The organism is Dolichospermum planctonicum (assembly GCF_005402965.1).
GTDB lineage: Bacteria > Cyanobacteriota > Cyanobacteriia > Cyanobacteriales > Nostocaceae > Dolichospermum > Dolichospermum planctonicum.
Map to the genome: position 1 here is coordinate 120,758 of NZ_BJCF01000001.1, position 15,286 is coordinate 136,043.

The following is a 15,286-nucleotide window of genomic DNA, read 5'->3' on the forward strand; positions in this document are numbered from 1 at the left end:
TTTTTATTTTTTTTTATTTTTTAATCTGACTCTGTGTATGGAGCATTTTAAATGTATTTTATATAACTATTCTATACACAGAGAAAAGAGGTTAAAAGGTTAAATTAAATATTTAAATCCTTTAAAGCTAAACGAATTTGCTCTAAGCGGGTGCGGTTGACACCAAAATCAGAATCTCCAACACGAGATGAGGAACGGATATGAATTAGCGACTCATTGCTAGGGAAATAAAACTCTAGATCATCAACAAATTTGAAAATGCGGCTTTTAGAAATAGCATGAATATAATTATCTGCTTGTTCTATAACTTCTGTGCGGGGAACAACAGTGAGAACTTTTAGCAAGGTTTCTCTAGCTTGATCTCGCGCTACATGATAAGTAATGGGTTGAATAGTGTGTTTAGTATCAGCATTTTGACTAACAACACAGTTAGGAGAAGTTGGACAAGGTTTCAAAGAACCTGACTCCACTCCCAAGCTAGAAGCCCAACTAGTCCCAGGAACTATTAAAATCATCATCAGAGCTAGAAATAGCGAAAAAATAATATTTTGTAGTCGGTTGATAGTTGTTAAATTGGACATTATTTGTTTGATGTTATATGCTGCAACTTCAGCTATTTTATTAGCTTGAGATACATTTTGGCAAGTTAGGCAAATTTGAATTTTCACGATTTTACTAGCTTTGGTATGTATTGTCTCGCTTTTTTCAATAAGGCACAGCAGGAGTTTATCACGGATCTAGTTGCAGATAATATAAGTGTATTTGGGTGGAAATATGAATATTTTTTCATATATACGGTGACAAAAAAGATGATATAAGTTTAATTAAAGCACCATTGGAGTTTTACGAAAAACTCATAAGTTTTTTAAATATTTTTTTTTAAAAAAATCCCACTATCATGTTTATCGAGAATATAGCTAGGTCATTCTCAATAATATTGAGAATACTATCAATAATTGAACGAAGTTACTAGGGTATTGACCTCTTGACTTTTTATGCTATTATTGAGGTGTAAAATCCGAGGGTTTTTTATATCTAAAATTAACCTTGGATATTCGTTTGTCCTAATTCTGATCCTCACTTGAGTTCGTCCATGGATACGCTTGTAATATCTTTAATGTAGGGGTGAGCAATTGCCCCTACATTCCTAAGAACGTTTCTACAATTGTGAATTATTTCACAGCAACTAATTCCTTATTAAAGAAAGCTTGTAAAACTGTTGCTGCAATTTGGTCACCAGTCAAGCCTAATTCTGTGTAAGATTGGTCAGGTGTGGCATGATCTACCAAAATATCAGGTACACCAATTCGTTTGACAGGAACTAGAATATCAGCATCAAGTAAAACTTCAGCTACCGCAGAACCAAAACCACCCATTAAACAACCTTCTTCCAAAGTGACAACCCGGCCAATTTGTTTAGCCAATGGTAAAATCAAATCGGTATCTAAAGGCTTGACAAAACGGGCATTAATTACAGTAGCTTCAATCCCATGTTCGCTGAGAATTTGGGCAGCTTGCATTCCTGGGTAGACCATTGTACCATAGCCGACGATTAAAACATCGTCACCTTGACGGATAATTTCCCCCTTACCGATTTCCAAAGCTTCCCAACCTTCTTCCATTAAAGGGACACCGTGACCATTACCACGGGGAAAGCGCATAGAAATAGGTCCATCTGTGTAGTTAATGCCAGTAACCACCATCCGTTGTAATTCTGCTTCGTCCTTGGGAGCCATTACCACCATATTGGGAATACAACGTAGATAAGCAATATCATACATACCTTGGTGGGTCGGACCATCAGCACCAACAATACCTGCCCGATCTAAACAGAAGAATACGGGTAGGTTTTGAATACAAACATCGTGAATAATTTGGTCATAAGCACGTTGTAAGAAAGTGGAATAGATAGCAGCGACAGGACGCATACCTTCACAAGCTAAACCTGCGGCTAAAGTCACAGCGTGTTGTTCCGCAATTCCTACATCAATATACTGATGAGGTAGTTTAGCTTGTAGTTTATCTAAACCCGTACCAGTAGCCATTGCAGCTGTGATACCGACGATTTGGGGATTTTGTTCCGCCAATTTAACTAGGGTGTGAGAAAAGACCTTAGCGTAAGCAGGAGGTTTAGGTTTACTAGAAGGAATTGCTTTACCAGTAGCCAAATTAAAGGGAGTTTGGGCATGATATCCTACTTGGTCCTTTTCCGCTATTTCATAGCCTTTACCCTTAGTTGTGACTACGTGAACCAAAACAGGACCAGTAATTTGATGTGCTTGTTGGAATGTAGTAATTAACTCCTCTAAATTATGTCCGTCAATTGGACCCATATAGGTAAAACCCAATTCTTCAAAAACCGCACCTACTTTAGGAACTGCTAAACGCTTCATTCCTTCTTTAATGCGTTCTAGTTCTGGGGAAAGAGACTCACCCACAAAAGGAAGATGTTTTAACTGTTCTTCAATACCATCTGAGAGAAACTGTACTGGTGGACTCAGACGCATTTTATTGAGATAACGAGGAATTGCACCTACATTGGGAGAAATAGACATCTCATTGTCGTTAAGAACCACCAGGAGATTAGTTTTTGGCAGGTGACCAGCGTGGTTAATAGCTTCTAAAGCCATACCTCCAGTTAAAGCACCGTCACCAATGACAGCAACGGCTTTAAATTTTTCCCCTTTCAAGTCACGGGCTAAAGCCATACCCAAGGCAGCGGAAATACTTGTAGAAGCGTGTCCTGCACCAAAATGATCAAATTTATTCTCGCAGCGTTTAAGATAACCTGCAACGCCGTCTTTTTGGCGGAGAGTGTCGAAGTTGCTGTAGCGTCCGGTGATTAGTTTGTGAGGATAAGCTTGATGACCGACATCCCATATTACCTTATCCCGGTCTAAATCTAAGGTTTGGTAAAGCCCTAGTGTTAATTCTACCACACCCAAACCAGGACCCAAATGCCCGCCAAAGGCGGCTACGGTTTGTAAATGCTTCTCACGAATTTGACGAGCAATTTGTTCTAACTGTCGAATTGACAAACCATGCAACTGGTTAGGATGGGTGATTTCACTCAAGTGCATATTATCAGCTTTTCCTCTCTAACTCTTCTTTTGGCATAATTTTATTATCCCACTTCCGGTGGCCTCTAAAATCTGACGTGATGACAACGGGTACGACAGGACTCGAACCTGTGACCGTCCGCTTAGAAGGCGGATGCTCTATCCAACTGAGCTACGTACCCATGAAGCCTTCACCATTATATCTAATATTCTCCAAATAGGCAAGAGGAAATTTTAAATTTCCTGATTCCAGTCAGAAGATGCAAGTGATTGGTGAGTTGAGGTACACTAGGAAACAAAATAGATCCGATATTCAGATATATTGTGATGTTAAGGAGTAATTGCCTATGAATATAATATAAATTAAATGCAACTCCCGAATTTTACTCTGGTTTTGTATCCAGGTTAATGGCAAATTATCTTTCTCAAATAATTAAGTAATTATACCCTATGGTAATGCTCTAAAGAAAACTACATATTCTTTATCAACAAAGCCCTTGTGAGGAGTATTCTAAGTGTTTATTGGCGTGTGATTCCGGTCCATAGTTCTAGAATACGAAGTATCATTGAGTATTCAACGCCAAGACCGTGGACGCAAACAAACTTAACAAATTTTGGTGTCTACCGTGAGAAAACTAACAGATTCTGACAAACAAGAAATTCTCAAGTTATATCGAGAAAGTGCGGAAACAACTTCCACTTTAGCAGAACGCTATGGTGTGAGCAATTCCACAATTAGCAGACTGCTCAAAAGTACCTTACCAGAAGAGGAATACGAATATCTCGTATCTTTAAAACGCGCTGCTAGAACCCCTGAGGGTAGAGCGCAGGTAAGTTATGATCAGTTACCGCTGTTGAACCAACCACTATTGCTATTAGAAGCGTCTACCGGCTTGAGCAGTGGTGAGGAGTTATCAACGCCAGAACCGGAAAAGCTGATCATAGCAGCAAAAGTAGATGGTGATCCTGATTTTCCTGAAGATATTCCGGCTAATAGGCGGGTAAAAACACGCTCCTCAGCGGTGGAACAACCCCAGCCTCCGGTCATAAAAGAATCTCCAGTTATCAAGGAACTGGAAATTGTCAGACATAAGCCCACAGAAACGCCAATTATTCCCAAACCTAAGTTGGAGGTGCAAACTCGACGTTCACAGCCAAGTCTGTTTGCGGAAATTTTGGATGAAGATTTGCTGGATGAACCTGATGATTTAGATGATGATGATTTAGATGATGATTTGTATGATGATGAGGAGGACTTTGAGGACGAGGACTATGAAGCTCCCAAACCTCTGGTTACTAGACGGAAAAATGGAGAAGCATCTGTTCAAGTTTTACCATTGTCAGTTGCCCATTTACCAAAAACCTGCTATTTAGTAATTGACCGCTCTGCGGAATTAATTACCCGGCCACTCAAGGATTTTGGTGATTTAGGTCTCATTCCCAGTCTGGAAAATCAACAGAAAACTCTGCCCATTTTTGATAATCATAGAGTAGCTAAACGCTTTTCGACAAAGCGCGATCGCGTTATCAAAGTTCCTGACAGTCAAGTTCTTCATAAGGCTAGTAACCATCTACAAGCCAAGGGAATTACGCGACTGTTAATTGATGGTCAGGTTTACTCATTGTCCTTAGTTTAAAGACAATGGTGATATTTGCTGGTTGGAGTAGTTTTCTACTCTAACCGCTGCTTTATAAAATTGCCGCAAAACGATTAGATAAATCAATAATATCCTGTTGGCGAGCAATTTTTTCAACCCATTCCGGGGGAATATTTTCTATACCGTAATAAATTCCCGCTAACCCACCAGTCACTGCAGCCGTAGTATCTGTATCTCCCCCTAAATTAACAGCTTTGAGAACTGACTCAGTGTAAGATGAGCTAGTTAATAAACACCAAATAGATGCTTCTAGAGTATCAATTACATAACCGCCTGAATTAATTTGGTTATCAGGTAATTCGGCAATTTTACCGCGTTGATCTAAAATGGTAATTTATGTCAATGATCAGGCTGGCCTCTGATCATGTTATTATTAAAATAATATTCATAATTCCGACCAAATTCAAGTAGTTTAATTAGCCCAATAAGTGCTATTAATTGCCTAATTTCGGTTTCATCTACCGCTTTATTCAGAAACGTATCTACCGTAATGGTTAACTCTGCTGCTTCTTTTGTTACTAACCGTAAACCTTCTAAAGTAGAAGGTATCAAAGAAAATAGTAACTTTTTGCGTGAACCCGTGGCAACTGAAATCCTTCAGGATACCACCCACTTTAGTGAAGACGCAATTCAGATTCTCAAGTTCCATGGTTCTTATCAACAAGATAACCGTGATAACCGCGTCAAGGGACAGGAAAAAGATTACCAAATGATGCTGCGGACAAAAAGTCCCGGTGGGTTAATACCACCACAGCTATATTTAGCCTTGGATAAACTGGCTGATGAATATGGTAATCATACCCTCAGAGCCACTACTCGCCAAGGTTTTCAATTACATGGTATCTTAAAAAAGAACCTGAAAACGGCGATCGCTACAATTATCCAGAATCTTGGTTCAACTTTGGGTGCTTGTGGTGACATTAACCGCAATGTTATGGCTCCTCCAGCCCCCTTTAAAAATCGCTCAGAATACCAATATGCTTGGGAATATGCCCAAAATATCGCTGATTTGCTTTCTCCCCAAACTGGCGCTTATTATGAGATTTGGTTAGATGGGGAAAAAGCCATTAGCGCCGAAGAACATCCAGATGTCAAAGCAGCGCGACAAAGTAACGGTAATGGTACTATTTTTCATGATTCCGTAGAACCTATCTATGGAACTCATTATATGCCCCGTAAATTTAAAGTTTGCGTGACGGTTCCTGGGGATAATTCCGTTGATTTATATTCCCAAGATTTGACCTTGGTAGTAATTACCAATAAAAAAGGTGCATTAGCAGGATTTAATATCTTCGCTGGTGGTGGTTTGGGTAGAACCCATAACAAAGAGGAAACCTTTGCCAGAATTGCTGATCCCATTGGCTACGTAGGCAAAAATGATGTATATAATCTGGTGAAAGCTATAATTGCTACACAGCGAGATTATGGTGATCGCACGGACAGACGACACGCAAGACTAAAATACTTAATTAATGATTGGGGTGTAGATAAATTCCGCACCAAGGTAGAAGAATACTTTGGTAAACCTCTCGAACCGTTTAAACCTCTAATCCAGTTTAAATATAAAGACTTTCTCGGCTGGAATGAACAGGGAGATGGTAAGCTCTTTGTAGGTATTTCCATTGATAACGGGCGTGTAAAAGATGATGAGACATTGCAACTCAAAACCGCTTTGCGGACAATTGTTGAACAATTTAATCTCCCCATTCGCTTAACAGGTAATCAAAACCTGATTTTTTACGATATTGCACCGGAGCATAAGGAAGCCATTCAAGAGATTCTCGACAACTGCGGCGTTGTAGCAGATCCCAACCAAATAGCAGCATTAACACGCTATGCTATGGCTTGTCCGGCTTTACCTACCTGCGGTTTAGCAATTACAGAATCAGAACGAGCCATTCCCGAAATTTTAACAAGAATCCGGGCTTTATTAGATCAACTGGGTTTACAAAAAGACCATTTTGTGGTCAGGATGACTGGATGCCCTAATGGTTGCGCTCGTCCTTATATGGCAGAATTAGGTTTTGTGGGTAGTGGTGTGGAATCTTATCAAGTGTGGTTAGGTGGTTCACCAAATCAAACTCGTTTAGCCCAACCTTTTGTGGAAAAACTGCATCACAATGATATTGAAAGTTTCCTAGAACCGATTTTTGTTTTCTTTAAAAAATCCCGCACACCCAAAGAAAGTTTTGGCGATTTTTGTGACAGAATGGGTTTTGATGCCATTAGGGAATTTGTGGCTAATTACACACCAGGAGATCCTACTAGCAGCGGTAAATCACGTCATAGGGTAAGTCTACGGGATGATTTTTATCAGCAACTCAAGGAAACTGCTGAAAAACAATCGCGGCCGATGACTGATTTAGTACATGAGGCTTTGGAGAAGTATTTCCAAGATTCATAAGTAGATAAGTAGATATTCTCACGCAAAGACGCAAATTTTTTGCGTGGGATTAGATTAATGATGGTATGGTTTTTATTGCAGAGATGCTAAGATTCACCAGGAAGGAAAGATATATGCAAAAACTCTTAATTACGGGTGTTAGCGGTTTTCTAGGTTGGCATCTTTGCCAATTAGCAAAACGAGAATGGGAAGTTTATGGTACATATTATAGCCATTTTTTAGAAATACCTGATATCAAAATGGTGAAGGTGAATTTGACTAACTTCCAGGAATTAAAGGGCTTATTTAATCATATCAAACCCGATGCAGTAATTCACGCAGCAGCCCAATCTCAACCTAATTATTGTCAAATAAATCCCCAGGAATCCTATAATATCAATGTTACGGCATCTTGTGATCTGGCTGGACTTTGTGCGGATAATTCTTTACCTTTTGCTTTTACCTCTACTGACTTGGTTTTTGATGGTTTAAATGCACCTTATAGAGAAATAGATTCAGTATCTCCGGTAAATATTTACGGTGAGCAAAAAGTTGCGGCTGAAGCAGGTATATTAAAAGTATATCCCCAAGGGGCTATTTGTCGAATGCCGTTAATGTTTGGCAAGGAAACACCGACAGCAAAAAGCTTTATTCAGCAATTTATGCAAGTATTGAAAGAGGGAAAAGAACTCAATTTATTTATAGATGAATTTCGCACTCCGGTTAGTGCAAATACAGCCTCCAAAGGTTTATTGTTAGCTTTAGAAAAGGTGCATGGGATTATTCATTTAGGTGGAAAAGAAAGAATTTCTCGTTATGATTTTGGGAAAATATTAGCTGAAATCTGGCAATTTCCAGATGATCAATTAAAATCCTGTTTTCAAGAAGATGTGAAAATGGCAGCACCTAGACCAAAAGATGTTTCTTTAGATAGTTCAAAGGCTTTTGCTTTAGGTTATAATCCATTATCTGTGCGCGAGGAATTAGAAATATTAAAATCATATTAAGTAGGTTGGCGTTAAAAATTGTCGTTATGACAAGGGAACTCTTAACAGGGAACTCTTAACAGGTTTTGGGAAACTTTACTTTTCGTTACTTATGTCGGTTTTTTTCCGTTCACCTACTTAAAATCATATTAAAATCTCTGGCTGTCAATAAAATGTAAATAAAAAAAATGAGTAAAAATCTTCAAGGGAAAATAGCCTTAGTTACAGGTGCTACTAGAGGTATTGGTAAGGGAATTGCTGTGGGTTTAGGTGAAGCAGGTGCTACTGTGTATATTACCGGGCGCACTTTTGAACCCAATAATTATGAGCATTTTGGCGGTAGTTTACGGGAAACTGAAACCGCTGTTATCGAAGCTGGTGGGGTTTGTATTCCTGTACAAGTTGATCATAGTGATGATGAGCAAATTCGTCAACTTTTTGCACGTATTGAGAGCGAACAAAATGGTCAATTAGATATTTTAGTTAATAATGTTTATGGGGGAGTACAAGCATTAAGAACAGCCTTTGGTAAGCCGTTTTGGGAATCAGAACCGGGTTTTTGGGATGCTGCTAATAATGTAGGTTTAAGAAGTCATTATGTGGCTAGTATTTATGCTGCAAGAATGATGACCAAACGCAAAAAAGGGGTTATTTTTACTATTTCTTCCTGGGGAGGAATGTCTTATATTTTTAGTGTTCCTTATGGTGTGGGAAAAAGTGCTTGTGATAGATTAGCCGCAGATATGGCTAAGGAATTAAAACAATATAATGTAAGTTCTCTGGCTATTTATCCGGGTATTGTGGGTACGGAACAGATTACAAATTTTGCCAAAGAACAGAGTTCAGAAAATGGTAATTCTTCATTATTTGCTGATGGTTATAATTGGGAAACACCATTATTTACTGGCAGAGCGATCGCTAGTTTAGCATCTGATGCTAATATTATCAAGTATACAGGTAAAATTCAAATTGTCGCTGAAGTTGCCAAGAGATATGGAATTGTAGATCAAAATGGTAATCGTCCTGTATCTTTACGTTCTTTGCGGTTTATTTTACCAATGGCTATACCTTTTTTAAGAAATTATGCTTGGTTAATTCCTGATTTCACCATACCTTGGTTTGTGATTTTCTTCTTGATGATTGGTAGTAGGTTTTAGGAATTGGGATTTTTTACAAGAGTCTATTGTGATCTTAATTTTTAGGGAAATAGTATACAATGAATAAAAAGTCCTCAAGTAGTGGATAAAATCATGGTTAACCAACTTTTAATCAATGATATTGATAATTGTGATGTACCAGATGTCAACCTGCTAGTCACCGAAGATGATACACCCGTGGATAATCTCGCATCGGCTAAACAACAACGTCTTTTAGTTGGTTCTCTTTACAGTGCTTTTAAAAATCAGGTTTTTTTAGCTGAAGCCAATTTTGGTATTTATCATACTTATGGTGAACCCGCTATAGTTCCTGATGTATTTATCAGTTTTGATGTTGAAGTTCCTGAAAATTGGTGGGAAAAACAAAACCGTTGTTACCTAGTTTGGAAATTTGGTAAATCACCCGAAGTTGTCATCGAAATTGTCTCTAATCAAAAAGGTGAGGAATTAGCGAATAAACTGAAAATCTATGAACAAATGCGGGTATCTTACTATATTGTCTATGACCCAAATCAACAATTAGGAGAACAGGTTTTAAGAATTTACACTCTCAAAGCTAGACGTTATGTAGAAACGACAAACAACTGGTTAGATGATATTGGATTAGGTATAACTTTATGGACAGGAGAATTTGAAGGTAGACATAGTTCTTGGTTGCGTTGGTGTTACGAAGATGGTACAATTTTAGCGACCGGTGATGAACGCGCTCAATTATTAGCGGAAAGATTAAAGGCTTTGGGTGTAGATCCTGATAGTATTTAAAGGTGATTAAGTAAGGGTAAATCGCAATGCTAAACCCTTGCGAATGGGGATTTAAGGATTTTTTTTGTCTGAATCAGGATAACCAGGATTAAAAGATTTATGGCTAACGCCACGCTTCGCTATCAGGACGTTGTTGTTTGATTGTCTATGAGAAGTACAGATTTTAGGATGTTAGATAATAAATTATCCGTTAAATTATTTGTTGTTATTTGTTGACTGTTGGTGTAACTGTATTTTATAATATCTCAATATTCACAGACAATTAAAATTTCAGCATTCCACCAACAATTTACAAATTACCATCCTGTACCTCCTTTAATTTGGTGCTAATTATTAATTTCCAGAAAATGGAAAACGCAAACATAAGAGAGGTCTTACTTGTTGAATAGTTTCAAAATCACGATCATTATGAATTAGGGTTAGCTGGGTTTCTATTGCTATTTGGGTAATACAACAATCTATACTACTTCTAACAGTTAAACCTTGTCTTTGTAAATCATAATAAATTCGTGCTGCGAAAACCCAAGTATTATCAGTTGCTTCAAGATAGTCTTGTTCTTGCAGGTAGGTTTACAATAACATCCACTCCCTTTCATCCCGACAACCTTGTAATAATTCCATCTGGGTAAATCGAGTCAGAAAGATATTTTCATCTTTGATAAGTGTCTGGAGATTTTGACGTGCAACTCCTGTTTTATCGCGTAAAACATTCATCCAAACGGAAGTATAAATCAGAAACATTTCGATTTTCTCGCAATGCTTTGTAATCGTAGTCAGGAGTAAATTGAATTTGTCCACTTAAATCAAGTAAGTTCCGCTTTTTACGAGCGCGAATTAGTTCTTGTAATGCTAGATGAATTAATTCTTTTTTGGTTCGCACGTTAGTTAAACGAAATGCTTCTTCTATTAACCCGTCGTCAAGTTCAATATTGGTTCGCATGATGTTGAGGTAGATTATGTGTATGGATATGTGTATTATACACTATATTCCAGCAACAACCTACAAATTACCATCCTGTACATCCTCAAATCCTGGACATCCTGATTTTGACAAAAAATATGAATTGAATATTTTAATTATGTTGGGTTGCGTTCCTGAATCTAAGCTACGAATTACTAATATATGGATTCAGGTTTCCAAGGATTAATAATAGAAATACCACATCCTTCAAAATCAGTAATATTGCGCGTTACTATAGTTGCTTTATGAGTGTAACAAATAGCAGCAATTTGAGCATCAGGTTGAGAAATTGGAGTACCATTTTGTCGTCGTCCAGATGCAATATGAGCAAATGCTACAGCAGCATTTTGATCAAACGCTAGAACTCGTCCAGCGAAATCTTCAGAAAACATTAGTTGTGCTGTTTGACTAAGTTGTTCTCGTCGTTTTCCTCCTGGAAGCAAAGCAATACCTAGAGAATTTCTGCTTGAGTAATTGTTGTAGTAAACAAACTCATTAAAGGTTGTGCTGCTACCCATTGACGAACTATTGCTGATTTTTGAGTTTTCATTAGTTCGGAAATGACGTTTGTATCAAGAATAATAATTTTCTAATCTGCAAATATTGACACTGTGCGAATCGCTTCTCTCTCTATTTCTGGTAATTCCAAATCTTCAAAATTGGCAAAGCGTTTTTCAATCAGAGTTGCTAAATTAATCTGATTTTCAGGATTTTCTGTGAGAACAAGACGGAGAATTTCTGTAATTTCTTGTTCTAGAGAATGTCCATGTTGTTCTGCTCGTTTTTGTAACTGATTTTTTAGATCATCATCAAGATTGAAAAGTGTAATATTAGTCATAATCAATTTAGAGTTAAAGGATATGTTTATTATACACTATTTTGTCTGAATCAGGATAACCAGGATTACGGGATTTACAGGATGTTGTTGTTGGATTGTCTATGAGAAGTAGAGATTTTAGGATGTTAGATAATAAATTATCCGTTAAATTATTTGTTGTTATTTGTTGACTGTTGGTGTAACTGTATTTTATAATACTTCAATATTCACTACATCCTTTTGAAAATCAATAATTTTTTGACTTTTGACCTTTGACTTCCCGAAGGGTGTCCTGGACATCCTGATATGGCTTGCGCCACGCTACGCTATCAGACAATGACAATTTCAGCATCCCACCAATACTTTCAGTGACTTGTACGTAAGCCCTAAGAGTAAAAAGATTCAAGTAAAATAATTATAAATTAAATACTTGCTTTTAAATTCGCATTTTGCTAAGATTATTTTACGGCCTTTTTAAGGCCTTTTAATTAATTCACTTAGAACTAATGTAAGAGGTAAGTATGATGTTGATTGCAAAATGTATTGTAAAATGTAGAGGAAAACCATACATATATGCGGATTATTTCAGAAACCAAACTTAAAAAAGCTTGTGAAAAGCACTCTGATGCCGAATCTAGCATACAAGCCTGGAAGAAGCTTGTAAAGGAGCAAGACTGGAAGAGTTTTAGTGAAATAAAAGCTAGTTCCGTTTTTGCACCTGACTTAGTTAAAAACTTTGTTATTTTTGACATTGGAGGAAATAAGTATCGGTTAATAACTTGTATTAACTATAAGACCAAAGTCATATATATCCGTGATTTTCTTACTCATGCAGAATATGATAGGGATAAATGGAAAGACGATGAATGGTTTAATAGCTAATACTAATGAGGATTGATGAATTAGGTAAAACAAAGATTGTATTATTCAATCTTAGTCCTAATATTTTTAGTCCTAATATTTAAGTAAATAATACCATAATGAACGAATGTTGAATCATCACAGCAGCTATACACAATTACTTGTATCTTTCCCCCCACGTCCTATAAAGAATGAAGAAGATTTAGAAAAAATTCAAGCAGTTGTTGATAATCTACTTGATAAGGGGGAACTAACAGAGGAAGAAGAAGACTATTTGGATTTACTGGGAATTTTAATTTATGAATATGAGGAAAAACAAAATCTGATTCCAGATATCTATGGAGTAGAACTTTTAAAAGTTTTAATTGCGGAGTTAAATCTGAAACAAAAAGATTTAGTTCCTATTTTTAAAACGGAGTCAATTGTTTCCGATGTACTTAAAAACAAGCGTAAATTAACAGTTGAACATATTGAAAAGCTGGCAAAGTTTTTCAATATTTCAGCCGCCGTATTCTTTCCAAAAAATCCATCAGAAAGAGATTTTTTAGAAGTAGCATAACGCACTATTTCAATAACAAAATCAAAATCGTGCGTTACATTTCATTCATTAACGCACCCTACAATTAACTATCTCTGTCTGATAGCGTAGCGTGGCGCAAGCCATATCAGGATAACCAGGATTAGAGGATTTACAGGATGTTGTTGTTTGATTGTCTATGAGAAGTACAGATTTTAGGATGTTAGATAATAAATTATCCGTTAAATTATTTGTTGTTATTTATTGACTATTGGTGTAACTGTATTTTATAATATCTCAATATTCACAGACAATTACAATTTCAGCATCCCACCAACAACCTATAAATCACAATCATGTAAATCCATGAACACACCTAATACCCAAAATAAAAAATTAGATGAAATCACATATATCATTAATGGCTGTGCAATGAAAATACACCGAACTTTGGGAAATGGTTTTCAGGAGGTTATTTATCAAAGATGTATGGAAATTGAGTTGCAAAAAGCAGGTTTAGGTTTTGGAAGAGAGGTAGAACAAGTAATTTATTATGAGGGAATTGAAGTAGGAACAAGAAGGGCAGATTTTATAGTTGAAAATCAGGTTGTGGTGGAGTTGAAAGCGATAATTAATTTAGAAGATGTTCATTTAGCGCAAGCGAAAAATTATTTGGTAGCTTATAATTTTCCTGTGGGTTTATTGATTAATTTTGGTGCGTTAAAGTTGGAATATAAGAAGGTGTTTAATCCTAGATATCGGGTTTAAGTTGTCAGAATCAGGATAACCAGGATTTTAGGATTTACAGGATGTGGTTGTTTATTTGAAGTGGGGATTTTGAGGATGTTTTTTGTCTGAATCAGGATAACCAGGATTTAAGGATTTATGGCTAACGCCACGCTTCGCTATCAGGATGTGGTTGTTTATTTGAAGTGGGGATTTTGAGGGTATTTTTTGTCTGAATCAGGATATCCAGGATTTAAGGATTTACAGGATGTGGTTGTTTATTTGAAGTGGGGATTTTGAGGGTATTTTTTGTCTGAATCAGGATATCCAGGATTTAAGGATTTACAGGATGTTGTTGTTTATTTGAAGTGGGGATTTTGAGGGTTTTTTTGTCTGAATCAGGATAACCAGGATTTAAGGATTTACAGGATGTTGTTGTTTATTTGAAGTGGGGATTTTGAGGGTTTTTTTGTCTGAATCAGGATAACCAGGATTAAAGGATTTACAGGATGTGGTTTTTTATTTGAAGTGGGGATTTTGAGGGTATTTTTTGTCAGAATCAGGATATCCAGGATTTAAGGATTTACAGGATGTTGTTGTTTATTTGAAGTGGGGATTTTGAGGGTATTTTTTGTCTGAATCAGGATAACCAGGATTAAAGGATTTACAGGGTGTTGTTGTTTTATTATCTATGAGAAATAGATACTTTAGGATAATTGATAAGATAAATTATCTGTTAAATTATTAAATTATCTGCTGTTACTTCTTGACTATTACTATAACTGTATTTTATCATCTTTCAATATTCACAGATAATTCATCAATAACAATCTGTCTGAATCAGGATAACCAGGATTAGAGGATTTATGGCTAACGCCACGCTTCGCTATCAGGATGTAGTTGTTTGATTGTCTATAAAATATAGAGATTTTGGGATGATAGATAAGTTATCAGTTAAATTATCCGCTGTTACTTCTTGACTATTACTGTAACTGTATTTTATCATCTTTCAATATTCACAGATAATTCATCAATAACAATCCTGTACATCCTAAAATCCTGGACATCCTGATTCAGACAATGACAATTTCCACATCCCACCAATAATCTACAAATCACAATCCTGTAAATCCTAAAATCCTGGACATCCTGATATGGCTTGCGCCACGCTACGCTATCAGACAATTACAATTTCAGCATCCCACCAACAACCTACAAATTACCATCCTGAAAATCCTAAAATCCTGGACATCCTGATATGGCTTGCGCCACGCTACGCTATCAGACAATGACAATTTCAGCATCCCACCAATAATCTACAAATAACAATCCTGTACATCATAACCAGGATTAGAGGATTTTCAGGATGTAATTTTTTTATTGTTTAAGAAAAAATGGC

General features: G+C 36.7%; 13 protein-coding genes, 1 tRNA gene and 2 pseudogenes. 8 read left to right on the forward strand and 8 right to left on the reverse strand.

Features of this window, described 5'->3' with window-relative positions:
• Positions 1–104 precede the first annotated feature (104 nt).
• From FFO06_RS00565 to FFO06_RS00575, 3 genes are all read right to left on the reverse strand, one after another.
• A complete protein-coding gene (locus FFO06_RS00565) occupies positions 105–581 on the reverse strand; it encodes a DUF1499 domain-containing protein (RefSeq protein WP_137906380.1) in 477 nt (158 codons plus the stop codon).
• 591 nt (positions 582–1,172) lie between these two features.
• Complete coding sequence (gene dxs, locus FFO06_RS00570) at positions 1,173–3,080, reverse strand: 1-deoxy-D-xylulose-5-phosphate synthase (protein ID WP_137906290.1); 1,908 nt, start codon at positions 3,078–3,080, stop codon at positions 1,173–1,175.
• 87 nt (positions 3,081–3,167) lie between these two features.
• A tRNA-Arg gene (locus FFO06_RS00575) sits at positions 3,168–3,241 on the reverse strand.
• Between the two features lie 444 nt (positions 3,242–3,685).
• Between FFO06_RS00575 and FFO06_RS21335 the strand changes: the two genes are divergently transcribed.
• Positions 3,686–4,696 carry a helix-turn-helix domain-containing protein gene (locus FFO06_RS21335; protein WP_190371512.1) on the forward strand — a complete coding sequence of 337 codons (1,011 nt, stop codon included), beginning with the start codon at positions 3,686–3,688 and terminating at the stop codon, positions 4,694–4,696.
• Between the two features lie 52 nt (positions 4,697–4,748).
• On the opposite strand, the pseudogene FFO06_RS00585 reads toward FFO06_RS21335, so the two are convergent.
• Positions 4,749–5,030 (reverse strand): annotated as a pseudogene (locus FFO06_RS00585) (ADP-ribosylglycohydrolase family protein); the annotation flags it as partial.
• Positions 5,031–5,207: 177 nt separating this feature from the next.
• Between FFO06_RS00585 and sir the strand changes: the two are divergent.
• The 4 genes from sir to FFO06_RS00605 all read left to right on the forward strand — a co-directional run bounded on the left by sir (position 5,208) and on the right by FFO06_RS00605 (position 10,005).
• Positions 5,208–7,121 (forward strand): sulfite reductase, ferredoxin dependent, encoded by a 1,914-nt coding sequence (sir, locus tag FFO06_RS00590; protein WP_137906291.1) that lies wholly within the window; start codon positions 5,208–5,210, stop codon positions 7,119–7,121.
• Between the two features lie 113 nt (positions 7,122–7,234).
• Complete coding sequence (locus tag FFO06_RS00595; RefSeq protein WP_137906292.1) at positions 7,235–8,107, forward strand: SDR family oxidoreductase; 873 nt, start codon at positions 7,235–7,237, stop codon at positions 8,105–8,107.
• A 167-nt stretch (positions 8,108–8,274) separates the two neighbouring features.
• Positions 8,275–9,243, forward strand: a complete 969-nt coding sequence (locus FFO06_RS00600) for an SDR family NAD(P)-dependent oxidoreductase (protein WP_137906293.1) — start codon at positions 8,275–8,277, stop codon at positions 9,241–9,243.
• A 93-nt stretch (positions 9,244–9,336) separates the two neighbouring features.
• On the forward strand, positions 9,337–10,005 hold the full coding sequence (locus FFO06_RS00605) for a Uma2 family endonuclease (RefSeq protein WP_137906294.1): 669 nt from the start codon (positions 9,337–9,339) through the stop codon (positions 10,003–10,005).
• 570 nt (positions 10,006–10,575) lie between these two features.
• On the opposite strand, the gene FFO06_RS21755 is transcribed toward FFO06_RS00605, so the two are convergent.
• The 4 genes and pseudogenes from FFO06_RS21755 to FFO06_RS00625 form a co-directional block, all read right to left on the reverse strand.
• Positions 10,576–10,719 (reverse strand): PIN domain-containing protein, encoded by a 144-nt coding sequence (locus tag FFO06_RS21755; RefSeq protein WP_236097041.1) that lies wholly within the window; start codon positions 10,717–10,719, stop codon positions 10,576–10,578.
• Positions 10,700–10,945 (reverse strand): type II toxin-antitoxin system VapB family antitoxin, encoded by a 246-nt coding sequence (locus FFO06_RS00615; protein WP_137906295.1) that lies wholly within the window; start codon positions 10,943–10,945, stop codon positions 10,700–10,702. Before FFO06_RS00615 ends, FFO06_RS21755 begins: the two co-directional genes overlap by 20 nt.
• A gap of 176 nt (positions 10,946–11,121) precedes the next feature.
• Positions 11,122–11,552 (reverse strand): annotated as a pseudogene (locus FFO06_RS00620) (type II toxin-antitoxin system VapC family toxin).
• 3 nt (positions 11,553–11,555) lie between these two features.
• Positions 11,556–11,804, reverse strand: coding sequence for a FitA-like ribbon-helix-helix domain-containing protein (locus FFO06_RS00625; protein WP_137906296.1), 249 nt, complete (start codon positions 11,802–11,804; stop codon positions 11,556–11,558).
• Positions 11,805–12,356: 552 nt separating this feature from the next.
• Between FFO06_RS00625 and FFO06_RS00630 the strand changes: the two genes are divergently transcribed.
• From FFO06_RS00630 to FFO06_RS00640, 3 genes are all read left to right on the forward strand, one after another.
• On the forward strand, positions 12,357–12,665 hold the full coding sequence (locus FFO06_RS00630; protein WP_137906297.1) for a type II toxin-antitoxin system HigB family toxin: 309 nt from the start codon (positions 12,357–12,359) through the stop codon (positions 12,663–12,665).
• Between the two features lie 106 nt (positions 12,666–12,771).
• Positions 12,772–13,203 carry a helix-turn-helix domain-containing protein gene (locus FFO06_RS00635; RefSeq protein WP_137906298.1) on the forward strand — a complete coding sequence of 144 codons (432 nt, stop codon included), beginning with the start codon at positions 12,772–12,774 and terminating at the stop codon, positions 13,201–13,203.
• Positions 13,204–13,527: 324 nt separating this feature from the next.
• Positions 13,528–13,929 carry a GxxExxY protein gene (locus tag FFO06_RS00640; protein WP_137906299.1) on the forward strand — a complete coding sequence of 134 codons (402 nt, stop codon included), beginning with the start codon at positions 13,528–13,530 and terminating at the stop codon, positions 13,927–13,929.
• The last annotated feature ends 1,357 nt before the right edge of the window (positions 13,930–15,286 follow it).